Annotated in this window: 15 protein-coding genes; 8 read left to right on the top strand and 7 right to left on the bottom strand. The window is 54.2% G+C overall.

From position 1 onward, the window contains the following. The first annotated feature begins 22 nt into the window (after positions 1-22). From AC6HVW_RS21595 to AC6HVW_RS21565, 7 genes are all read left to right on the top strand, one after another. Positions 23-2,218 carry a TonB-dependent siderophore receptor gene (locus AC6HVW_RS21595; protein ID WP_059199914.1) on the top strand — a complete coding sequence of 732 codons (2,196 nt, stop codon included), beginning with the start codon at positions 23-25 and terminating at the stop codon, positions 2,216-2,218. 571 nt (positions 2,219-2,789) lie between these two features. Further along, positions 2,790-3,245 carry a winged helix-turn-helix domain-containing protein gene (locus tag AC6HVW_RS21590; RefSeq protein ID WP_071682851.1) on the top strand — a complete coding sequence of 152 codons (456 nt, stop codon included), beginning with the start codon at positions 2,790-2,792 and terminating at the stop codon, positions 3,243-3,245. A 125-nt stretch (positions 3,246-3,370) separates the two neighbouring features. Next, positions 3,371-3,949 carry a fimbrial protein gene (locus AC6HVW_RS21585; RefSeq protein WP_071682850.1) on the top strand — a complete coding sequence of 193 codons (579 nt, stop codon included), beginning with the start codon at positions 3,371-3,373 and terminating at the stop codon, positions 3,947-3,949. A gap of 72 nt (positions 3,950-4,021) precedes the next feature. Further along, the gene (locus AC6HVW_RS21580; protein WP_071682874.1) at positions 4,022-4,756 is read left to right on the top strand and encodes a fimbrial biogenesis chaperone; all 735 of its coding nucleotides are present in this window, start codon (positions 4,022-4,024) and stop codon (positions 4,754-4,756) included. Positions 4,757-4,804: 48 nt separating this feature from the next. Then, the gene (locus AC6HVW_RS21575) at positions 4,805-7,363 is read left to right on the top strand and encodes a fimbria/pilus outer membrane usher protein (protein WP_497569662.1); all 2,559 of its coding nucleotides are present in this window, start codon (positions 4,805-4,807) and stop codon (positions 7,361-7,363) included. 29 nt (positions 7,364-7,392) lie between these two features. Beyond that, positions 7,393-8,511 carry a fimbrial protein gene (locus tag AC6HVW_RS21570; protein WP_175415605.1) on the top strand — a complete coding sequence of 373 codons (1,119 nt, stop codon included), beginning with the start codon at positions 7,393-7,395 and terminating at the stop codon, positions 8,509-8,511. A 13-nt stretch (positions 8,512-8,524) separates the two neighbouring features. Beyond that, entirely contained in the window at positions 8,525-9,067 is a 543-nt protein-coding gene (locus AC6HVW_RS21565; protein WP_186486833.1) for a fimbrial protein, read from the top strand. Between the two features lie 61 nt (positions 9,068-9,128). Here the strand turns inward: AC6HVW_RS21565 and speD are convergent, their stop codons facing one another. The 7 genes from speD to fepB form a co-directional block, all read right to left on the bottom strand. Beyond that, complete coding sequence (gene speD, locus AC6HVW_RS21560; protein WP_071682846.1) at positions 9,129-9,902, bottom strand: adenosylmethionine decarboxylase; 774 nt, start codon at positions 9,900-9,902, stop codon at positions 9,129-9,131. A gap of 36 nt (positions 9,903-9,938) precedes the next feature. After that, positions 9,939-11,078, bottom strand: a complete 1,140-nt coding sequence (locus AC6HVW_RS21555; RefSeq protein WP_186486835.1) for a YncE family protein — start codon at positions 11,076-11,078, stop codon at positions 9,939-9,941. Beyond that, a complete protein-coding gene (locus AC6HVW_RS21550) occupies positions 11,075-13,303 on the bottom strand; it encodes a condensation domain-containing protein (RefSeq protein WP_071682873.1) in 2,229 nt (742 codons plus the stop codon). Before AC6HVW_RS21550 ends, AC6HVW_RS21555 begins: the two co-directional genes overlap by 4 nt. Before the next feature lie 52 nt (positions 13,304-13,355). After that, a complete protein-coding gene (locus AC6HVW_RS21545) occupies positions 13,356-15,377 on the bottom strand; it encodes a TonB-dependent receptor (protein WP_371822177.1) in 2,022 nt (673 codons plus the stop codon). Between the two features lie 334 nt (positions 15,378-15,711). After that, on the bottom strand, positions 15,712-16,698 hold the full coding sequence (locus AC6HVW_RS21540) for a FecCD family ABC transporter permease (RefSeq protein ID WP_071682843.1): 987 nt from the start codon (positions 16,696-16,698) through the stop codon (positions 15,712-15,714). Beyond that, positions 16,695-17,690, bottom strand: coding sequence for a FecCD family ABC transporter permease (locus AC6HVW_RS21535; protein WP_081367085.1), 996 nt, complete (start codon positions 17,688-17,690; stop codon positions 16,695-16,697). The genes AC6HVW_RS21540 and AC6HVW_RS21535 overlap by 4 nt, the downstream gene beginning before the upstream one ends. Position 17,691: 1 nt before the next feature. Beyond that, positions 17,692-18,660: a Fe2+-enterobactin ABC transporter substrate-binding protein gene (gene fepB / locus AC6HVW_RS21530; protein ID WP_071682841.1), complete on the bottom strand. Its 969-nt coding sequence runs from the start codon at positions 18,658-18,660 to the stop codon at positions 17,692-17,694. 188 nt (positions 18,661-18,848) lie between these two features. On the opposite strand from fepB, the gene AC6HVW_RS21525 reads away from it, so the two are divergent. After that, the gene (locus AC6HVW_RS21525; protein WP_497569661.1) at positions 18,849-23,204 is read left to right on the top strand and encodes an amino acid adenylation domain-containing protein; all 4,356 of its coding nucleotides are present in this window, start codon (positions 18,849-18,851) and stop codon (positions 23,202-23,204) included. Positions 23,205-23,207: the final 3 nt, after the last annotated feature.

Raw genomic sequence — 23,207 nt, 5'->3', positions numbered from 1 at the left:
CCATGGAAACGTTTGAACAACAATGAAACGCAGACACCTCTGGGTACTAAACCCTTGCCTGTTGGCAATGCTCGCTCCAACGGCCTGGGCAGAAGAACAAAAAAATGATGACCAACTGGTGGTTTCCGCCAGCCGCTCTCACCGCAGCGTAGCGGAAATGGCCCAGACCACCTGGGTGATCGAAGGCCAGGAAATTGAGCAGCAGGTGCAGGGCGGTAAAGAGATCAAGGATGTGCTGTCGCAGCTGATCCCGGGCATGGACGTCAGCAGCCAGGGCCGTACCAACTACGGCATGAACCTGCGTGGCCGCTCGATGATGGTGATGATCGACGGCGTGCGCCTGAACTCATCGCGCAGCGACAGCCGCCAGCTCGATTCGATCGATCCGTTCAACATCGCCCATATTGAGGTGATTTCCGGGGCTACCTCGCTGTACGGCGGCGGCAGCACCGGTGGCCTGGTCAACATTGTGACCAAGAAGGGCCAGGAAGAAAAACAGGTTGAGCTGCAGCTTGGCGGTAAAACCGGCTTTAACAGCAGCAGCGATCACGATGAAAACGTGGCTGCTGCGGTCAGCGGCGGCACCGATAAGGCTTTCGGTCGCCTGTCGGTTTCCTATCAGCGTTACGGCGGCTGGTATGACGGCAAAGGCGACGAGGTGCTGATCGACAACACCCAAACCGGCCTGCAATATTCCGATCGTATCGACCTGATGGGCACTGGCACCATCAACATCGACGATCACCAGCAGTTACAGCTGACCACGCAATATTTCAACAGTGAGTCAGACGGTAAGCACGGCCTGTATCTGGGGCAAAACTTCTCGGCGGTGACCGGCAAGGGGCAAGCCTACAACAGCGGCAATCTGGATTCGGATCGCATTCCAGGCACCGAGCGCCATCTGATCAACCTGCAATACTCCAACACCGATTTCTGGGGCCAGGATCTGGTGGCGCAGGTGTATTATCGTGATGAATCGCTGACCTTCTATCCGTTCCCGACCCTGAGCGGCGGCAAGGTAACCAGCATCGGCGCTTCGCAACAGAAAACCGATTTCTACGGCGGCAAGCTGACCCTGAACAGCAAACCGATCGATAGTCTGACGCTGACCTACGGCTTTGATGCCGACCATGAAAGCTTCAATGCCAACCAGCAGTTCTTCAATCTGGCGCTGGCCCAGCAGTCTGGCGGTATGACGCTGCAAAATGCCTACAACGTCGGCCGCTACCCGAGCTATACCACTACCAATCTGGCACCGTTCATGCAGGCCAGCTACGACATCGATCCGATGTTTACCCTGAGCGGCGGCGTGCGCTACCAGTACACCGAAAACAAGGTGGATGATTTTGTTGGCTACGCACAGCAACAAGGGATCGCCAACGGCCTGGCGACCTCTGCCGATGCCGTGCCGGGCGGTAAAACCGACTACAATAACGCGCTGTTCAACGCCGGTTTGCTGGCCCATCTAACAGAACGCCAGCAGACCTGGTTCAACTTCTCACAAGGGTTTGAGATCCCGGATCTAGCCAAGTATTACGGCTCCGGCACCTATAAGCTGGTGAATGGCCACTATCAGCTGCAAAAAAGTGTCAACGTCAATGACTCCAAGCTGGACGGCATCAAGGTTGACTCCTACGAGCTGGGCTGGCGCTACAATGGCGACAATCTGCGTACCCAGGTTGCGGCCTACTATTCCCTGTCAGACAAGACCATCACCATCAACAAAACCGACATGACCATCAACATGAACGCTGACAAACGTCGGATTTATGGCATGGAAGGCGCGGTGGACTACTTCTTCGACGACAGCGAATGGAGCACCGGTGCCACCTTCAACCTGATCAAGTCGGAAACCAAGACCGATGGCAAATGGGAGAAGTTAACCGTCGACACCGCCAGCCCGTCGAAAGCCACCGCCTACGTCAACTGGGCACCGGGTGACTGGACGGTGCGCGTGCAGTCGCAGCAGACCTTCGACGTTTCCGACAGCCAGGGCCGCAAGCTCGACGGCTATAATACCATTGACGTCCTCAGCAGCTATGCCCTGCCTGTGGGCAAGGTCAGCTTCAGCGTAGAGAACCTGTTGGACAAAGACTACACCACCGTGTGGGGCCAACGTGCGCCAATCCTGTATAGCCCAACCTACGGCGCGCCGGAGTTGTACAGCTATAAAGGCCGTGGCCGTACCTTTGGTTTGAACTACTCAGTGCTGTTCTAAGACCTCTCCGATATCACCAGGCCGAATTCCTCTATTCGGCCTGCTTATCATCCACACAAGGTATGTGTGCCCACCAAGACTAAAATCATAAATAAAAAAAGCAAAGATATGTTTAATATCTATACACACCTGGTATTATTGCGATTTATCCTACTTGCGAACAACAAAAATAAAATATAAGATAAAAAGTCATTAGGATTCCTCCGAATACAAAAAATGTCAGATTGCAGACTATTTCAACCTTATCTTCACTCACGCAGCTTTTAAAAAAAACAAAAACCAAAGACAACACCTCCTCCAAAACAGCATATTATGCTTATGCATTAAATCCTCTACAGCAATGACATTAAATATCAAAATCCAGCCAAAAAACCTACAAAAACAAACAAAAATATCAAAAAACAGCCAATCATAAGAATTAAAATCTTTTTATTTTGGTTATTTTTTTAATTTTATGAATTGACATTAACCCTTCAGGCAATAATATATAAAGCCAATGTGTGGGAATGACAGTTCCAATTGATGAAGTCAGAGCCAGACAGTTTTAGCAGCGGATGCGGCGGAGTTGATAATGGATGATACGATTCAAATTAAATATGTAGCACCCCCTATCACCAAGACGAGTGAGAGTGGGTTATTGCTTTTTGGCTACATTATCAATGATGAGTATCAGGTAGATATCAAATCGGGTTCAGTAATCAAACTCTATAATACGATAGAGTACCACCAGCATGGTGACGACCGATTTACCAACTATCTAAAACTGCGTGAAACAATGCTGCGCTTGCTGACATATCTATTGGCACACGCCAGCTGTGGCTATGTTTCCAACCAGGAGTTACTGGTACAGGTTTGGGAGAATCATAACCTCTCCTCCTCAACCACCAGATTGACCCAAGTTATTTCCGAGCTTAAAGCGAGGTTAAGTAAAATTGGTATCGCCGATGACTTTATTAAAAGCTCGCGAGGAAAAGGATATACCTTACGAGGAGCCTCTGTAACTCCGCTATATATAAAAAAAATATGATTTGATTGTTTATCACCGTCAAAAAAGGGAACAGTATTTTCACTGCCATAGTGAAATGACGGCTCTGATGTTACTCCATGTAACGTTCAGAGTATTTTAAGGATAATTAACAAGGATCATATGCAATGAAAAAAACCACATTAGTAATGGCTCTCTCACTGGCTATCGGCGGCTTTGCCGCAGTTCCGGCTTCTGCCGCCATCACCGTAGCGGGTGGTAATATCAATTTCACCGGCGAAGTCACTGACGCAACCTGCCTGATCAACGACCAGACGCCAAATGGTGCTGTCGATCTGAACGTGCCTTTGGAAACGGTCAGTGCCAGTGAATTAAGCTTTGCTGGTGCCACAGCCAAGCCTGCGCCGTTTACCATCAGACTGGGTGGCCCTTCTGATTTAAACTGCACCGACGGCAAGATTGCTTCAGTGTATTTTGAGCCAACCAGCCCAGCTATCGATAACGCGACTGGTTGGTTGAAAAATACTTCAGCAACCGATCCTGCGGCCAATGTTCAGGTACAAATTCTGAACGGCGAAACCAACAGCCCGATCAACCTGGTATCCGGCAATAACAACTATGCGCCGAAAACTATCGTCAATCAAACTGCCGAATATACCTACTTTGGCCAGTATGTTGCTGTGGGTGGCGCGGCAGGCCCAGGCCAAGTTGCCTCTACGGTTAAATACAGCATCGTTTATCAATAAAACCTGACTGAATAGGTTATGGCCCTGTTACCACAGGGCCATATTTGCCACGTCTATACTGACGAGATTGTTATGCGCTTGATTAAAAAATATTGGCTACTGCTATCGCTGCTGTTAAGCGGATTTTTTTCCTCCTCTTTGTATGCCGGTATTGTCATATCTGGTACGCGCGTGATCTACCCAAGTGATGCCAAAGAAGTCACGCTGAAGCTGGAAAATAAAAGCCGTTTTCCGCTATTGGTTCAATCCTGGATAGATGCAGGCGATGCGAATTCAGCCCCTGAGAACAGTGATGTCCCCTTTATGATCATGCCTCCGGTTTCACGAGTTGAACCCACCAAGACACAAACATTACGTATTACCTCTACGCAGCTGGTAAGCCACGCCACCGACCGCGAGACGCTATATTGGATCAACGTGCTTGAAGTCCCTCCCCAGTCGAAAGGGGATCAGAATTACCTCTCCATCGCCTATCGCAACCGCCTGAAGGTATTTTACCGCCCCTCAACGTTGCCAGGGCTGTCATTGGAAACCCTGGATAAGGTGAGTTGGCAACGGCAAGGGGAAAAACTGCTCGCTAAAAACCCCACGCCATACCATATCAGCTATGCCTCCGTGCAGTTATCTGGCTATGGCATCGCCTCGGTAGCCGGCACTGATGGCGGTATGATCGCCCCCTTCTCAGAGCAAACCTTTCAACTAAAACGCGATAACAAGGTCATTGCGGTGCCGCCAAATAGCGTAATCACCAAGGCGATTAATGACTACGGGGCTTTTATTGAAAAAACATACCCGTTAGGCCACTGACATAACCCTTTTTCAGAGTATTGGCTTATCTGAGTCATCAAGGATGCTATGACTAGGTGTAAACCGACAATAAAGACCACGCTGAAGTGGTTTCTTTCATGCGCCATGGTTTCGGCCACTTCCAGCTATGCGGCAGACACGCCGGAAGAAGTGACATTCGACCCCAGTTTTTTCCCTGGCGGTAAGGTCGGAACATTCGATCCGGCCCAATTCAGCCGCAGTAACGTCGTTGTTCCTGGTATCTACACCGTGGCGATCGAGCTTAACGGCCAGCGGATCGGCAATGAAAAAATCCAGTTTAAGGCCCTGCCGGGCAATAACCTGCAAACCCTTCCCTGCTATCCGGGCAGTTTCTTTTCGTTGCTCAATTTGAGCACAGAGAAACTGTTGGCCCAGATCCCTGCCGTACAATTAGCGCCATTAGTGCAAGAGGGCTATTGCGGTTCACTCAGTGAACTCCTGCCCGGGGCCACCGTCAGCTTTGATATCGGCGAGCAAAAGCTGACGCTGACGATACCGCAATTACTACTCAACAGGACACCGCGTGGCTATGTGAATCCCGAGCTATGGGAGGATGGCTTAACCGCCTTGATAGTGAACTACAACGCCAACGTTTATCAGTCAAGACAGCGGGAAAACAGCAACACCTACGGCTATCTCGGGCTGCGTAACGGTCTGAACTTCGGCCCTTGGCGCGTACGAAATAACGGCAGCATCAATTGGTCCTCGGGAGAGAGTGGCGGAGATTACAAAAGCACATCTTCCTATATCAGCCGCGATGTTACCGCGCTGCAATCTCAATTGATCCTGGGTGACGCCTTTACCAGTGGCGAACTGTTTGACGGTGTACGTTTCCGAGGGGCCAGGCTTTATTCTGATGACCGCATGCTACCTGACGCTCTACGTGGCTACGCCCCCGTAGTACGTGGCATAGCCAATACCAACGCCAGAGTGATCATTACTCAGAATGGTTACACGCTCTATACCACTACGGTATCTCCTGGGCCTTTCGAGATCGACGATCTCTACCCCACCAGCTATGGAGGGGAATTGACCGTACAAGTAGAAGAAGCCAATGGCCAAGTCCGATCCTTCACGGTTCCCTATGCTTCAGTGACTCAAATGTTGCGCCCAGGGATAAGCCGCTACGAAGTGGCAGTGGGTAAAGTGAATAGTGATGGGTTGGCAAACAAGCCTGAATTTGGCAGCCTGACCTATCAGTTGGGTCTAAGTAATTTCATTACCGGCTACACCGGCGCCACCGCCAGCAAAGGCTACCTCTCGGCCTTATTGGGTGGCGCTATGAACACGTTTATCGGCGCACTCTCCTTGGATATCACCCAAGCGAAAACCCGGTTGCCTGGCCAGCCCCCGCGTTCAGGGCAAAGCTATCGTATCGGCTTCAGCCAGATGTATCCAGAAACGCAAACCAGCTTCTCAGTGGCCGCTTATCGTTACTCAACCGACGGTTTCCTGAGCTTGAATGACGCTGTGCAGCTGCGCGATCTGGCCCTGCGTAATGGAAATATCGATGCCTATGGCCGTCAACGCAGCCTGTTTACGCTTTCGGTCAACCAGCAACTGGGAGAAGGCTGGGGAAGCCTATATGCCACCGGCAATCATACCTCTTACTGGAACCAGAGCCGTTCGCAACAGAGCCTGCAGCTAGGTTATAGCAACTTCTGGCACAATCTCAGCTATACCCTCTCGGTCAACCGAACGCTAAGCGGACAACTCACAGGAAATACAGAAGAGAGAACGCCGGATCGGCGGGAAACCCAATACGCGTTGACGCTCTCGTTACCGCTAGGCTCGAACCTCCATGCGCCAACGCTCAATGCTACCGGCACTACCGACGATAAGGGGAGCACTGGCCTGATTGGCCTGTCGGGCAATATGGGTGAACAGAATCAGTTTAACTATGTCGTCAGCACCAGCCGTAATACCGAAGGCAATAGCAACTTTTTCAACGGTAGCATTGGCTACCGCTCATCCCTTGCCCATATGGGCGCAAACTATAGCTATGGGCAGGGAAACCGGCAGGTTTCAGCAAGCATGGATGGTGCCCTGGTGGCCCACCGTGGCGGTATCACTTTAGGGCAATCACTTGGCGAAACAGGCGGTCTGGTACGGGCCCCCGGTGCTGAAGGCGCTCTCGTTACCAGCGCTCCCGGCGTTCAGATCGACCGTTTTGGCTATGCCATCGTCCCTTACCTTCGCCCCTACTATCTCAATCAGGTCGATATCGATCCCAAGGGCAGTTCACAGGACGTAGAGTTGCTGTCTACCCGCAATACCACGGCCCCCCGCGCTGGTGCATTGGTCCTGCTTGATTATGAAACCAAACGCGGCAAGGTGACCTACATCAGAGCCAAGCGACCGGACGGTAGCCCACTGCCCTTCGCTGCCAACGTCTATGATGCGCAGAACAACGCCGTGGGGGTTGTCGGCCAGGCCAGCCTGGTGGTGGCTCGCGATCTCGACCTGAAAGGCGTGTTGCAAGTGAGATGGGGGGATAGTCAGGCAGAGCATTGCAGCATCCACTATTCGCTGCAGCCAAGCACCGCTGAAGACAGCAGACAGTTGATCCAAGGAGTCTGCCAATGACAAACGGCCCACACGAATTGAGAAACAACATGAAAAGAATATTCGCCTCAGCAATAGCGATATCACTGATGCTCTGCGGCGGCCTGTATGCGCAGAATGCGCTCGCAGCAAGTGCGGGTTGTGATTGGGATAGTTCCTCCGCTATCAAAGCTCCGCTTGATACCCGATTGACCATCGGTGGCTATGTTACCGTGGGGGAGGATCTTCCCATCGGCAGTGTCATCTATTCCCAACGTATCCAGACCAATGGCAGCGGTGCCAGTCTGCTGTGCCGCGCGGGGGTTTATGACCTGGTTAACACAGTCATCAGTGCCCCCCATGGCCAATCCAGTTACCGTGACGCGACGTTTCCCACCGTGTTCAATACCAATATTTCTGGCATCGGGGTAGCCCTGTGGCAAGGTACCCCCGATGGTAACGGCGGCTCCCATCTCCAGCTCCCTGGAAGGCTTTCTGCCTTCTTTTCACCCAGCAGCGACAGCGTTTTCAACTTTACCGGTCAGGACGATGCCGCAGTCAGTTTTAATATTGCAATGATTAAAATCGCCGCCAACATCGGCAGCGGGACTATTAGCAGTAGCGATCTCCCCAGGTTCAAAACCTCATTCGACGGCAATGGTGAGAGCTTTGTCTATCAACAAGCGAGGATTGTGGGCAACCTGACCGCGATCCCGGCAACCTGCAACGTTGGCAACAATTATTACCTGCCGCTCGGGGAGCACTATCCTGATGAGTTCAACGGTATCGGCAGCACGGCAGGCAGCGCCGAGACTCAGATTGTGCTATCGGGTTGCCCCGCTTTCTATGGTTCAACCTCTTACGGCGTGTTCAAGCCCAATGTTATCAGCCTCAAGCTGACGCCGCGCAACGGATTTATTGATGCCGAACGCGGGATCTCGAAACTGAACACCACCGCCGGTGACGCAGCCTCAGGGGTAGGTGTCCAACTGAGCTTGAGGCAGGAAAATGGCAACTACCAATGGGCCAAATTCAACCAGAGCATCAATCTGGCAAATTACATTACCTTCCTTGAGGACCGCGGCAGCGATTACAGCCTGGGCGTCAAGGCGACTTATGTTCAAACCTCAACCCCCATCCGGGCGGGCAGGGCTGATGCCCAAATAGAGTTTATGATCACTTACCAATAACCGGGAGTGGAGAATGAAGATAACGAATACGCAGAGAATACTGTCTCTGCTGGTGCTGATTTGCTGCGGCAACAGCGTTGAAGCCGCCTCTACTGGCATACTGAACGTTACTGGCTCCATCAAGCTCGCGACCTGTTATTTTGACAGCGTCGAGGGGCAAGAACACAAGGACTACGACTGGATGATGCCGCAGGTCTCTGTGGGGAACCTACGCGCAGCAGGTATGACTCATGGCCGTTCGCTAGGCAGTATCCATATCGGCGGGGTACATTGTACCAATGGCTACACGCCCTATATTACGCTGGGAAATGGGCCGACGGTCAGTTCGGATACCGGCAATCTGGTCAATACGCTGAACGGCGAGGCCGAAAACGTCGAAATCAGGCTGCTGATGAATGACAAGCCGCTGGATTTACGCACTGCCCCACGCGTTGGCTGTGCCGTTATTACCGATAACCGCAGCCAATGTGATATCGGCTACGAGTATTATGCAACCGGGCGCGCAACCCCCGGAAAAGTGAAGAGTGCGGTACTGTTTAATATCAGCTATGACTGATTTCTTCAGTGCACCAAGCAAATTGATGCCTGCGCTTGTCCGTTAGCAGGCATCCCCCCGTCTACGGCGTATTTCGTCCAGAGTAAATCTCCTGCATCTCTTTACACAACAGCTTGCTGATCTCCAGTTGTCGGGCCTCGCTGAGGGTGTGCAACCTGGTACTGAACAGGTAATCATGCAAATCGAACGCTTTTAGCAACATCTTGGTATGGAAGATATTTTCCTGATAAACGTTCACATCCACCAGCTGATATAGCGACTTTATCTCTGGCGCAATGAAGTTTTGGATCGAAGTGATCTCATGATCGATGTAATGCTTCACCCCATATACATCGCGGGTAAAACCTCTGACCCGGTAATCGATCGTCACAATATCTGACTCCAACTGCTGGATCAGGTAGTTGAGGGCTTTCAGCGGCGAAATCACCCCACAGGTCGAGACGTCGATATCGGCACGAAAGGTGCAAACCCCACACCCAGGGTGACTTTCCGGGTAGGTATGAACACAGATATGGCTTTTGTCCAAATGCGCCACGACGGACTCTGGCTGGGGAGGCTTGACGCCATTTGGCTTGACCGGCTCCTCACTGGCGAGAATAGTCACGCTGGCACCTTGCGGCTCATAGTCCTGGCGGGCAACGCTCAGCACGTTGGCCCCAATCAGCGAACAGGTTTCCACCAGGATCTCGGTCAGACGGCTGGCATTATATTGCTCGTCTATATAGGCGATATAGCCGTCGCGCTCGGCTACCGTCTCGGCGTAACAAATATCGTAGATACAAAAACTCAGACTCTTGGTCAGATTATTGAATCCATGCAGCTTGAGCCTTGGCAATTGACTTCACCTCCCTTATCCCTTCACCTGCGGCCACTACCGCAATTGCATACGGGCAACACATTCCGGCAGCCCGGCCTTAATCATGGTTTCATCATTTTTGACGGTGATAAACAGGCACTGCTTATCCTCACCAAACGCCAGGCTGTTGGGATGCGGAGCCATAGGTATGGTCTGCAGCAGGCAATAGCGGGCTGTATCAAATACCGTTAGCGTGCCTTCGCCAATATCCACGCGAATTCCTTTGCGATTGGCGACGTACAGCCTTTGCCGCTCGCCATCCCATGCCAGGCCGATCGGTACTTCATCCGTTGCCATACGTGCGATAACGTCGCCATTGTCGGCGTTCAGAGCGAAGACCTGATGACCCGCGCTACGGGCAACATATTCACGCTCCAGATGATTGTTACGCCAATCACTGCGGTCAATGCCCTGATCGACACCGAAGATCCGGTTTTGCTGTGGGTCATAGACCATATTAAGCAGCTGATCGACTTCGATCTCCCATTGGGAAACAACCGCCAAGCTGTCTGGATCCACCACAAACAGCTGACCTTGCATGTTAGAAACGAAGACGCGCCGCCCCGTTTCATCCAGCGTGATGCCCACCACGTTATAGCCGAAACCGTGAATAATCTTCTCCAGTTGACCCTTGCGGGTATCCACCACAAACAGCACGCTATCGATACCCAGCCCCAGCCCTGGCAGGAACAAGCGCTCACTACATGGATCGAAAACCAGCTCCCGCAGCTTCCATGGAAAGCCTTCACTCACGCCAAAGCGCTCCAATTCCCGTAATAAAAAAGCCTGACGCTCGCCGACAATCCCCTCCCGTTGATACAGCTGATGGAAAGCAATCTCCTGCATCAACGCAATGGTGGCGATCGACCGATTGGTGGCAATATCCACTACGGCGACGGTGCCGTTAAACCCCTGTGAGAGGTAAAGATGCCCGCGGCGATCGTCCAGCGCCACGCCAAACCCTTTGACCTGTAACGGGATCTCCTTCTCAACGGCCAGGGTTTGCGGATTTATCCGCAGTACACGGGATTGCCGCTCATCCTCCCAATCGGGAGAGCTGACAAACAAAGCCTGCTGTGAGGCGCTATAAACCAGCTCTACCAGGGTTTTGGCCGGATAGATGCGCTGAATATCGTCCAACGGTTCCTGCTTCATAATCCCCCCCTGTTATGGCGTAGCGCATCAAGCCGTAGCGCCGGTTGACCGACGGAATCGGCCATAGCGGCAAACACCTGACGTGTTGTTTGGACGATCTGCTGTACCTGCTCGCATGAATAGCGATCGGTGCGATAGCTCAGCATTACGCGCACCGAAGGCTCGCCGTCGATTTGCTCTTCCATCACCTCAAACTGCAACCCCAGCACCGATTCTGATTTCTCAGGATCGATCTGGCGAAAGCGGATCTGCTGGCCCGCGGCCAAGCTAAACGCTCCGTTAAGCTTATTTTTGGCATGAAGCTGGATGAAGACCTCAAACATATGGCTGCCGTGCGGCGCCCGATCGCCAAACAGCCCTTCTTCGACCAGATCGATCGGGATGTCGCTGAAAGGCAGTGAATCATTTATCTGCCGCTTCACGTCATCGATCAGTGCGTTCAGCGTGATGCCGTCGGCAAAACCGATCCGATGGGCGACGACGGTGGTGAAGTAACCGATGGTATCGAAAAATTGCGCGTCGTTACGCCCAGAGGCCGAGGTGCCAATGACCAGATCTTTCGCACCACCCAGCAGATGGAGCGCCGCAGCAATTCCGCTGTATACCACGTTAAATAGTGAAGCGCCCTGCTGTTTCGCCAGGCGGTAAAGCCCGATGGAGATAGCGTGTTCCAGCTTGAACTCAACCCAGTTGCCGGAGTGAGAAGCCGCATCGGCCTGTTGCACTTCGCTGGCGAAAATCGACGCCCCAGACGGCGCATGGTGCAAACGTTCCAGCCAGAACTGCAGATGTCGATCGTTGACCCCGGCCTGTTGCTGTTGGATTGCGAACGCGTGGAACGGCGCGGGTGTCTGCGGCCACTCCGGTGCCGATCCAGCGGAACGGCTTGCCATCGCCAGAGCCAATTCATCCATCAGGATATTCACCGACCACTCGTCCAACACAATATGGTGGAACAAGAGCGAAACCACCTGCTGACCATTTTCCTCATCCCGTAGGAAGGTGATGCGTACCGGTAACTCATCGTCGAGCTCAAAGTGGTGGCTGGCTGCGCGCTGTAGCGCCTGATCCAGCGGCACATCCTGAGGCTGCGAATGCCAGAACCATTCGTACTGAGACAGCATCTCCGGCGGAACGATCTGCTGATAAACCTCGCCGGAAATGTCGACAAACAGGGTGCGCAGAGCCGGATGACGCAGCAAAATATCCTGGAAGGCCTGGAAGAAAAGCCCTTCATCAATCGGGTCGAGAAAGCGTAGCGCAAAGGGAATATTGAAAGCCTCGCCGCAGCCTAGTGCCTGATAGATTTTCCATAATGACCGTTGCGCCAGCGATAAAGGAGCCTGTGGGCTTAGCGATGCCAAATTCTCCGCTTGCTTACCCGGCGGAGCGGACACGTTATTAGCGATGTAGGCATAGCGCGCCAGTTGAGCCGCGCTGGGATAGCTGAAGAGATCGTTGATATTGATCTCAAGATGCTGCTGGCTCTTCAAGCGGCCAATAATTCGCGTGGCAATCAGCGAGTGCCCGCCGAAATCGAAGAAATCATCATGTTCCCCCATCGTGGGCACGGCGAGCGCCTCGCGGAAGGCTTGCAGGATATGTTGCCGTATTGCCGCATCAGATCCCGGCGTGACAGGGGAATCCACTTTCCCCGCCAAGACCTCCACCGAGGTCTGCCGAGCGGAACAATCTGGCAGCGGCAAGAGCTCCATAATGAATGGCTCAGAGGAGTGCGGGGGAACCTGTTGCTGATACAGTGCACTGACCTTTTGTGCTATATCCTGCCAATCCAGTGATGCTGACAGAATGTGATGCACCACCATCCCCAGCATGCCGCCCCTGTCGCCGGAAAACAGCATAAAGCGCAGCGGCGGAGCCTGCTCCAGGTCAAAAGGTATCGCTTTGGCGCTTAACAGGGCGTCAATAGCTTCCTGGGGATGGCGGATCGTCTGGATGGTCACCGCTTGCGGTGAACATGGATTGTTGCTGCGCATCAGCCCGTTCTCACCATAAACGTAACGGACGTTGATACCTGGCAACTGCTGCTGGGCTTGTTCCAGTGCGTTGACCAAGCGGCCATAATCCACGGCACCGGTTAACTGCCAAGCCCACACCTGTTGGCCTTCCCCATGTAGCTGTTGCTGGTGTTCGAACCAGGCCTGCTGCTCAAACTCGCTGGCGGCTTCTTCTTCAGCGCTGAACTCGCTAAAACTAGTGTTCACATTTTCCTCCCAGACAAAAAACTGCTGCACCTTTGATTGGCGATAGATGGCCTTAGAAATCCAGTTGGACGACGGCGCCAACCAGGCGTGGCCGCTGAATAACCGCGGTAGAAACGTCGTTATTCATCACCATGACGCGTTTATCAGAATCAAACAGGTTTTGTGCAAACACGCTGACGCGCCCCTGCTTGAAGGTGTAAGCCAACTGCATATTGGCAATCACTCTGGAAGGGATTTTCCCGCGTGGATCGTTGTCGTACTGGGAATAATAGGTATCGGAAAGCGTCACATTACCGCTTAACTCCAACCCCGGCATAAGATTATATTTCGCCCCCAAATTGGCGGTGACTGCCGGAGCACGCGGTAATTCATGACCATCGATTCTGCTGTCGGAGAATTTCTTGATTTTGGTTTTTAATAACCCTACTGAGCTATTCAGCTCAAAATTCCCCGTCGGTTTCCAGATAGCCCCAAGTTCAGCGCCATAGGTTTCGACCTTATCTGCATTGCGGATCATCATTGAGTTCATAGTGGAATCCAGATAATACGGCAGCTGCATGTCTTTATAGTCGTTATAAAACAGGTTGGTGATCACCTCGAGATTAAGATCTTCAATGCCATGGCGGCTATACAGCTCATAGTTCCAGACATATTCAGGATCGTAGGTATAGTTGATCAAGGGGGCGGAAAACGTCATCCCAGCGCCACCGCCGTTATAGCCGCGAGCCACCTTGGCACCAAAGGTTTGCCGCGATGAAGGCTTCCACGCAACATCCAGCTTGGGCAGGAACACATCCCAGGTTTCATCAAAATCGACCTTACGCGCCTTGCCCCCCTTACGTTGACGGTGCTCTCTTTCCACCCGACTGGCAGCGGTAATATCGATATGTGGCAACACGGCCCAGGTCACTTCGCCAAAGGCGGCGTAGGTATCCGTTTTATCCTTGAACGGGCTACCGCCAGGGAAAAGATTCACAAACTCATCCTGCGTCGCATGAAAGTAACGCGCACCAACCAGGCCACGCCAACGATCGTTTGGTGTGCCGAAAAGCACCAGCGGCTCCATTTGGAACTCTTTACCTTCAATGTCGGCCCACGGCAGCGCTTCTGCGGTACGGCGATGGTTACTGAAATCGGTATAAATAAACTTGTTCTGGACGCTTAACTGCTCCGACGGCTCCCAGGCAATATCCCAAATGCCACTGGTGGATTGGGTCTCAACGACTGGGCGACGCCGGTCAAAACGGGAACTGGCGTGGTTGGCCGGGCTTAGCGCTTCATTTTGCGGAGCCTGACTTTCATAGTGATTTATCGACAGTTTAGTGGTGAGATCGCGTAGCCCGGCAGGGTTAAACAACAGCTTCCCACGGATGTTGGTCACTTCGATTTCGCGCGGGTTACCCACCGGCTCGTAGGAAATCAGATCGACAAAACTCTCCCGCCGCTGGCGATCGGCACTCAGGCGAAACGCCAATTGGTCCTCAACAATCGGCCCCGATAACATGGCAGAGGCCTGGGTAGAATCCTGATTTCCGCCCCCGGCCCTGACCGCCGAAGTCCAGTCAAACGTCGGATCCTTGCTGCTCATCACCACCGCACCGGCAATCGCATTACGCCCCTGAATGTAGTTTTGCGGCCCCCGGTATACTTCGACCCGTTGCATATCCCACAGGGATTGCGGCCCGACGGCCAGTTCGTTATAGGTTAAGGAACGCCCATCGAGCGAGAGGTTCATGCGTGGCCGTGTACCGCTAAGGAAGGCATTGGCGCCATTGGCTGGCCCTGAACCATCAATACCGCGAATGGTGGGAATATCGTTACCAATGCCCGTATCCAGGACGTTGGCCGTCATTTTTAGTAAATCGGATACCTGCGTTGCACCGGGCAGTGAATCGATCCGTGCATCGTCAAACACCTCAATACTGGATCCGGTATCGTAAATAGTGCGTCTTACCTTTTCCCCGGTAACAATAATGGTTTCAGGCTCATTATTCTCATTGCGTATTGGGGCATCATCGGCAGCAATAGCATCCGCTGCGGCGAAAACACATAACCCCAGAATAACGGAGGGCATATGATATTTTTCAGAAAGACGTTGGGGCCCATTACGTAATGAAATCGGGCATTTTTTATCACCCTTTAGTTCGCTCATTGATATCTCCTTTGCCAAATGCGCACTGAATTTTTAGTTTTTTTCAACTGAGCGACAAAGAACACACTGCTTAATAACTGGTCTTTACGACCTTATTATTAGTTTTCCACTTAATAACTGCGTTTAATACCGCGACTCCCAAAGCTTGAAATAGGGGAGTCATTACAGCAAGCAAGCCAAAAGCCACAAACGATAATCATTTACAATGTTGAATGCAAATCAATTTGATCACATTTGCGACAGCCATCCCTTAGCCTTAGCGACAGCCGCCACGCAGTAACAGAGCCAGCAAGTACCCGCCACCTATCACTCCTGTCATTAATCCTACCGGCATCATCAGCCCTGATGGCTGTATCTGGGCGACAATATCGGCCCCTAACAACAGGCAGCCGCCCACCAGACCCGCACTGACCACCGGCAGGTTTGGACTGCGTGTCAGGCGTATTGCCAACTGTGGTGCCATAAGCGCGATAAAGGCAATCGGCCCCGCCGCGCTGGTTGCCACCGCAGCCAAAATCACGCCGCAGAACGTCATAATCTTGCGGGTGAGTTCGACACGGACACCCAGTTGCTGGGCTACCTCATCCCCCATTGTCATGATGTTCTGCTCCCTGGCGCACATCAGCACCACCGGCAATAACAACGCGATGCTGACGGCCACTGGGATAACATGCAGCCAGTTTCGCCCCTGTGTGGTTCCCGCCAGCCATAAAGTGGCCATCACGGCGTTATCAATATCACCTTTAACCAGCAGCAAACCATTGAGGGCACTGAGTACCGCACCGACACCAATGCCCATCAATATCAGGCGGTATCCCTTCACCACGCCGTGATGATGGGCCAACCAATAGACCAGCAGCGACGTCGCCAGCCCCCCGGCCATGGCCGAAATCACGATCGCTACGGTGTTACCGCTGAGCAGGACAATCTGCACAATCGCACCGGTTGCCGCACCGGTGGTGAAGCCAATGACGTCTGGCGATCCAAGCGCATTGCGCGATACGGACTGAAAAATCGCCCCGGAGATACCCAAGGCGCCCCCGACTAAAACCGCCGTCAACACGCGCGGCAGGCGGATCGCCCTGACAATTTGCTGCGCCATGGGATTACCTTCCCCCGCGATGGCTTGCAGCACGCTCGATACCGGCAACGTAAAACGCCCCACCGTCAGAGCGAAAGCGGCAGCAACCAGCAGCAAAGAGCCCAAAACCAGGCATACCAGCACCGTCCTGTTAACGCTCATACCCGCCCCCCCTGCCAACGTTTCACCAGCAACACAAAACAGGGGCCACCGATCAGCGCCACCATGACGCCAACGCTGACTTCACCGGGATAGCCAACGATGCGCCCCAGAATATCGGCCAACAACACCAGCATGGCGGAAAACAGCATGGCCCAGGGCAATAGCGCGCGATGCTGCAATCCGGCAACGGCACGGGCAAAATGCGGTGCGGTCAGGCCAACAAAAACGATTGGCCCAGCCGCCGCCGTGGCTGCACCGGCCAGTATCACGATAATCAGAGCGGACATCACCACCAGCCAGCGCGGATTAACGCCGAGCGCCAGGCCAGCATCCGAGCCGAGTGCCGCAATATCCAGCATTTTGCTGCTGGCCAGCGCCAGCAACAGCCCCACGCCCACCAACATGGCAACCGGGAGCAGTACGTCGAACCCTCTTCCCTGTAGCGATCCAATCACCCAGTGCCGGAAGCGATCGAACGCCTCTGGTTCACTGTTGATGATGACGAGTTGAGTCAGGCTGAGCAGCACAATGGTCAACGCAGCCCCGGCCAGCACAATCCTTACCGGGTTATTGCCATCAATGCCGCCAACCAGCAACACCGCAACGCTGACTATCACCGCACCGGCCACGCCAAACCACATAGTGCTAAAGACATCCGCCACATTAAACACCGCGATCGACAGGACGATCGCCAACGTGGCACCGGCATTCACACCGAGCAGACCGGGATCCGCCAGAGGATTACGGGTGAGCGTCTGCATGATGACGCCAGCCGCGCCAAGAGCCGCTCCAACCACCACGGCCAATAAGGTGCGCGGCAGCCGTAGATAACAGACCAGTAAATGCTCGCTATTGTGCGGATCAAACTGCGTGAGCGCCTGCCAAATCACTGCAGGAGGAATGGGGCGAGCGCCGAAATAAAGGCTGAAGCCACCGAGAGCCAGCAGTAAAAACAGGCCAGGGATCAGGCCAGCCAGTCGCCAGACACGCATTTCACCGCTCCTGCGTTGGGCTACCGGCAAAATGGCGGACAATGTCTGCCACCATCTCACTGGCACTGTAGTAATCCACCCGGAACGCATGCGCGCCAAGGCTGTAAACCCGGTGTTGTTGTACCGAAGGCAAGCGCTGAAGCAGCGGGTCATGCAGAAACTCGTTAATCCTGACGTCGCCTGCGCTCAACAGAAACGTAGTGCCCGCCGTTAACTGCGTCAGATTCTCATATTCAGCCCAGATAAAATCGCCGGAGCGGGTGAGATTGCTTTGCCAGGCCGGGTTTGGCGCTTCGATAGAAAACCCTAATGACTCGAGTAAACGGGCATGCACGCTGGCCGGTGTCGCCACGGGATTGACCGTTCCCGGGCCGTTAAAATTGATAATATTGGCTTGTCCGTCAGGCAGGTGGATTTGCTGACGGGCGTTGGTCAGCAGCGCGTCAAAACCGCCGATCCGCTGTTCAACCTGAGCCTCAAGCCCCAGTGCGGCTCCCAGCTCACGGGCAAGAGCTTGCCAGGTCTGATTGCCATAATTCACGATAATGACCGGCGCAATGGCCCGTAGCTCAGCCAAATAGGCGCGCGATGAGTCTGCGCCATTGATTGAGACGACGATCAAATCGGGGGCCATGGCATAGGCCAGTTCAAGATCGATACTGCCCGCGGGCCAGACTTTAGCGATGTGGCGCTGCTCGGCCACCTTGTCCCATTGCCCAAAGAACTGGCCGTTCACCGCCGTCGCGCTGGCGACAACCGGAGCATCGATCGCCAGTAGCGTTCCGGTGACGCTGACGGAGGTAGAGAGAATACGGCCAGGAGGGGCCGGGATCTGAGTGACGGAGCCATCCGCGTTGTGAAACGCCCTGGGCCAACCTTGGGCCAAACCATGGCCGCTGCCCATCAGCAAGGCAAGTAATAATAAAAACCCCAACACGGAATGACGACGTTTACCCGGTAACAACCTCATCTTCTGCTTACTCCCTATGCATAACCCCGAGGTGCCATCTCAGTGGCCACGGAGTGAACTTATGTGCCTCGCATAACCTTACCCTGCTCAATGTATCGCCAACAACATAAAAAAGAATAATTTTCATTCGCATTAAGCTCTGTTATATAGTTAGGCGGCTTCCGTTGGCCAATCAGGAACGATATGCGATGAAATCATTGACTCCAATGCAGGCAGCTTCATGGGTAGGCAGGCACTCTGCGCAGGCATTAGGCGGCGTTGCCGCGCATTTGTACGCAGAATTCGATGGCACCATCACCGATATCCCCCGCTTTCGGCACGCTGTAGACGCGCTATATCGCGCGCACCCAATGCTGCGTCTTCACGTTACCGCAGAGGGGCTACAGCATGTGGCTGCCAGTCACCCACCTCTGGGTATCGATGATTTTTGTCATTCCCCACCAGCCGAAGTAGCACGATTGTTGGCTGACAAGCGGCGGCGCATGGAAAACCAGCAGTTGCTGCGCGATCAAGGCTACCCGTGCGAAATCAGCCTGACGATATTGCCAGGGCAGGCCAGCCGGTTGCATATCGATCTGGATATGATCGCCGCGGATGCCCTCTCCTTTCGTATCGTGGTGGAAGATCTCGCCCGCTTCTACCAACAACCACCGCCACAGAGCGCCCCAGTGATGGAGGTCGCCTGGTTTCGCTATCTGGCACAGCGTACCCACGATCCGCTGCTGCTTAGCGCCAGAGAGCAAGATCGCGCCTGGTGGCGGCAACGTTTACCGGACATCCCCCCTGCTCCCGCCATTCCCTATACGGACAGGCAGTGTCAAACCCGCAGAATGGCAATCCAGCTTAATCCCCAAATCAGCCATGCCTTGCAGCGCTGCGCACGTCACCACCATCTGACGTTAAGCTCGCTTTTCCTTGCTTTGTTCAGCCTGACGATGATGGAAGGTTTCAGGCAGCACGCGTTGCGCATCAACGTACCGACCTTTTTCCGCGCTCCCAAGATTGCGGGCGGTGACGACATCGTCGGTGATTTTTCCGATCTGCTGTTGTTTAGCGCCGAGCTGCGCCCCGATGAAACGCTGCTGCATTATTGCCAACGCACCATGACGCAGTTGCACGAAATCCTTGGCCACGGCGGCTATTCCGGGGTGAGCGTGATGCGCGATCTTTCGCGCCTGCGTGGCCAGCTGCAATACTCCCCCATCGTCTTTACCGCCGGGTTCGGTATCTCCGGTGGCGTGCTGTTCTCTGAGCGGGTCGGCGCGCAATTGGGTGAACTGGCGTGGGTCATCTCTCAGGGGCCGCAGGTCGCGTTGGACGCGCAGGTAGCCTGGATTGGCGATGGAATTCTGATCAACTGGGATATGCGTGAAGATGCGTTTCCCCCCGGCCAACTGCATCAGCTCTTTACGCGTTTTCACACGCTCGCCGAACGCCTGGCTGCGGCACCGCAACACATTGATGACAGCGTTTCCGGCTGGTTGGCACCGCCAGCAGCAGTACGGCAAAAGGAGAAACGAATGGGGAAACCATTAACGTCGCTCCAGCAGGCTTATCTGCTGGGAAGCAGCGAGCAATGGCCGCTCGGTGGCGTTGCCATGCACGATTTCAGGACCTTTAGGGGGGTCATCGATCCTGCGCACTTCCGCCGTCGGCTGGCAGAGTTGGTTAATCACTTCGCCGCGTTACGCACCTGGATCGACGAGGAAACACAGCAGCAGCACATTCTGCCTGAGCTGGAACCTCACCTGGAAGAGATCGACCTGCGCGATGCCAGTGAAGCAGACGCGGCTAAAAAAGTGCAACAGCTGCGACAGCATTACCAACAGATCCGCCACGATCCGTCGTCACCTCCTTGGAGGATCATTCTGATTACCTTGCCTGGCACAACCGAGTACCAGATTTTCACCAGCTTTGATGCGCTGATCCTCGACGGCCAAGGGATCTCGCATATCATCGCCCGGCTGTTTGATGAACAGCCGCTTGCCGCACATGAACATGACGCAACACCGAACGAAGCAGATGAAAAAGAACGGGAACGGGCAAAAGCCTGGTGGCAAGGCAAGCTGGCGCAGGTCGTTACCCCTTCCCGGCTTCCCTGGCAGCAACCTTTGGGCGAGATCGTGCATCCCCGCTGGCGGCGTGAACAACAAATTCTGGATGCCAGCCACTTGAAGCAACTCACCCGCCTTGGCACATCTCGGGGACTGTTTGCCAACACTACTCTGTCGGCTATCGTGCTCGACACGTTGGCGCTCTGGTCGGAAGATGAAGCACTCACGGTAGGCATCCCCGTTGCCTTCCCGGCCAAAGAAGGGCAACCCACCAATCGTTCGACGTTTATTGCCATCCAGTACGTCCGTCATCATCAGCCGTTAGTCAACAGCGCCAAATGTCTGCAGGAAGACATTCTTGGCGGATTGCAAAACCTTGCCTGGTCAGGTGTGGATCTGGCTCGCCAGCTGTCACCGCGAACCGTGCGTGCCCCTGCGCTGCCGGTGATCCTGACCAACTGCCTGGGCTGGGAAACGCTACCGGCCAACACGCCAATCCGTGCCGAAAGCGGTCTGACCCAAACGCCGCAGGTCGCGTTGGATATTCGCCTAATGTACGATGAGCAGCGCAATTTACTGATGATTGCCGACTATGTTGAGCAGGCTCTCGCGCCCGAACAGGTCAGCGCTATATTGAACGCAATCCACCAGCGCATGCTGCATATAGTCTCTCAGGGGTCGCTGGATATCCCCGTCCGCGAAACGATGAATTACCCGCATTACCGGGCAAACACTCCCGCCAGCGACGCCGTGAGCAACGATTTTCTAGGCCACATCGCAAAAAATCTGTTTTCCGGCTCTCGTGATGGGGTGGCCGTTATCTGCGGCGAACAACAATTGCGCTGGCAGGCGCTGGGTGAGCTCGTCGCCAGCATGGCCAACGGACTGCTCGAGCGCCAGTTGGAGCCGGGGAGCGTGGTGGCCATTTATCTTCCACGCGGCATGGAGCATATCGCGATCTCACTTGCCTGCTCCCTGTTAGGGATTATCCGGGTGCCGATAGATATTAATTCTCCCACGGCACGGACGGCGTATTTACTGGAAAATTGCCAACCCAAGCTGGTGATATGCGATGAAGACGCCGTAATCCCAGGCTCGGTCACGCCTGACGCGCTCAAATCCATCAACGTCAGCCCACCTCGGTTTGACGCTCGAAGCGACAGCACCCACCCCGCCTATTACCTATATACTTCCGGCACCACGGGCAAACCGAAATGCGTCGTGCTGAATAACCGGGCAACGGCCAACGTGCTTGGGCAAACCCTCGCCCACTGGCAGATCACCGAACAAGATGTCTTTATCTCGGTGACGCCGCTGCACCACGATATGTCGGTGTTTGACGTGTTTGCCTCACTCAGCGTGGGCGCAACGCTGGTGCTGCCAGCCAGGCATGAGGAAAAAGACGCCATCAGTTGGGGCCGCCTGGTGGCACAACACCGGATCACGCTGTGGTGCTCTGTGCCAGCGATCCTGGAAATGCTGCTGGACTGCGCAACGCCAGAGCAGCTCTCCTCCCTGCGGCTAGTGGCCCAGGGCGGCGATTACATTAAGCCCGCCACCATCAGGTTGTTGCGTTCAAGGCATCCTCAGTTGCGGTTGATATCACTCGGCGGCCCGACGGAAACGACTATCTGGAGCATCTGGCACGAGATCACCGCTAGCGACACGGCGCAAATTCCCTATGGTAAGCCGCTGGCTGGCACTCAGTATTTTATCTGTCATGACAGCGGTGAACATTGCCCTTGCGGCGTTGCTGGGCGCATCCACACTGCCGGCGCCAATCTGGCCTGTGGCTATCTGGAACATGGGGCGTTGGTGCAGCACGACTTTGTTGACATGATGACTCCAGATGGCATTAGCGAGCGAGCGTTCCGTACCGGAGACATTGGCTATTACCGGCCTGACGGCGTCATCATGTTTGCCAACCGCATTAATGGCTACGTTAAAATTCGCGGCGTACGGGTTTCACTGCCGGAAATCGAGGAGGCGTTGCGCCAGCATCCAGCCATCGAGGATATTGTGGTGCTCGACTACGCGGTGGACGATACGTCAGAAAAGTCGCTGGGTGCGGTCTATCTGTCCGCTAATCAAGTCCCGCCGAGCACGTCGGAGCTGCGTATCTTCGCGCAGCGCTATTTGCCCTGTACTCACATTCCTGGCCGCTTCATAGTGCAAACCCGCTTCCCCCTCTCGGCAAATGGCAAAATCGATCGCCATGCGCTGCGTACCGAGCTGGAGCAATCTCATTCGGCAACGCTCGCCACCCCGGTGACACCTCAACAAACGGTGCTGGCAATCTACTGCGCCGTAATGGGTCAGCCGCTGCGGCCTGAATGGCATCCGCAGACCCCGTTTCTTGCCATGGGTCTGAAACTCAGCCATATGCCAACGCTGAGGGAGAGGATAAGCGTGGAACTCGGCGTTTCACTGCCAGCAGCGGCCTTGATTAAGTGCAAAAACGCCGAAGAGGTTTGCTCTCTGCTGCAATAAAAA

This window comes from Serratia sp. NCCP-200 (assembly GCF_059697885.1).
This window is presented reverse-complemented; position numbering and strand designations above follow the sequence as displayed.

What these genes read in the sequence shown, in the direction of transcription:
- AC6HVW_RS21525 (WP_497569661.1), top strand. Translation starts at nt 18,849, where the DNA reads ATGAAATCATTGACTCCAATGCAGGCAGCTTCATGGGTAGGCAGGCAC.
- AC6HVW_RS21590 (WP_071682851.1), top strand. Translation starts at nt 2,790, where the DNA reads ATGGATGATACGATTCAAATTAAATATGTAGCACCCCCTATCACCAAG.
- AC6HVW_RS21575 (WP_497569662.1), top strand. Translation starts at nt 4,805, where the DNA reads ATGACTAGGTGTAAACCGACAATAAAGACCACGCTGAAGTGGTTTCTT.
- fepB (WP_071682841.1), bottom strand. Translation starts at nt 18,660, where the DNA reads ATGAGGTTGTTACCGGGTAAACGTCGTCATTCCGTGTTGGGGTTTTTA.
- AC6HVW_RS21545 (WP_371822177.1), bottom strand. Translation starts at nt 15,377, where the DNA reads ATGCCCTCCGTTATTCTGGGGTTATGTGTTTTCGCCGCAGCGGATGCT.
- AC6HVW_RS21555 (WP_186486835.1), bottom strand. Translation starts at nt 11,078, where the DNA reads ATGAAGCAGGAACCGTTGGACGATATTCAGCGCATCTATCCGGCCAAA.
- AC6HVW_RS21570 (WP_175415605.1), top strand. Translation starts at nt 7,393, where the DNA reads ATGAAAAGAATATTCGCCTCAGCAATAGCGATATCACTGATGCTCTGC.
- AC6HVW_RS21595 (WP_059199914.1), top strand. Translation starts at nt 23, where the DNA reads ATGAAACGCAGACACCTCTGGGTACTAAACCCTTGCCTGTTGGCAATG.
- AC6HVW_RS21535 (WP_081367085.1), bottom strand. Translation starts at nt 17,690, where the DNA reads ATGCGTGTCTGGCGACTGGCTGGCCTGATCCCTGGCCTGTTTTTACTG.
- AC6HVW_RS21565 (WP_186486833.1), top strand. Translation starts at nt 8,525, where the DNA reads ATGAAGATAACGAATACGCAGAGAATACTGTCTCTGCTGGTGCTGATT.
- AC6HVW_RS21540 (WP_071682843.1), bottom strand. Translation starts at nt 16,698, where the DNA reads ATGAGCGTTAACAGGACGGTGCTGGTATGCCTGGTTTTGGGCTCTTTG.
- AC6HVW_RS21580 (WP_071682874.1), top strand. Translation starts at nt 4,022, where the DNA reads ATGCGCTTGATTAAAAAATATTGGCTACTGCTATCGCTGCTGTTAAGC.
- AC6HVW_RS21585 (WP_071682850.1), top strand. Translation starts at nt 3,371, where the DNA reads ATGAAAAAAACCACATTAGTAATGGCTCTCTCACTGGCTATCGGCGGC.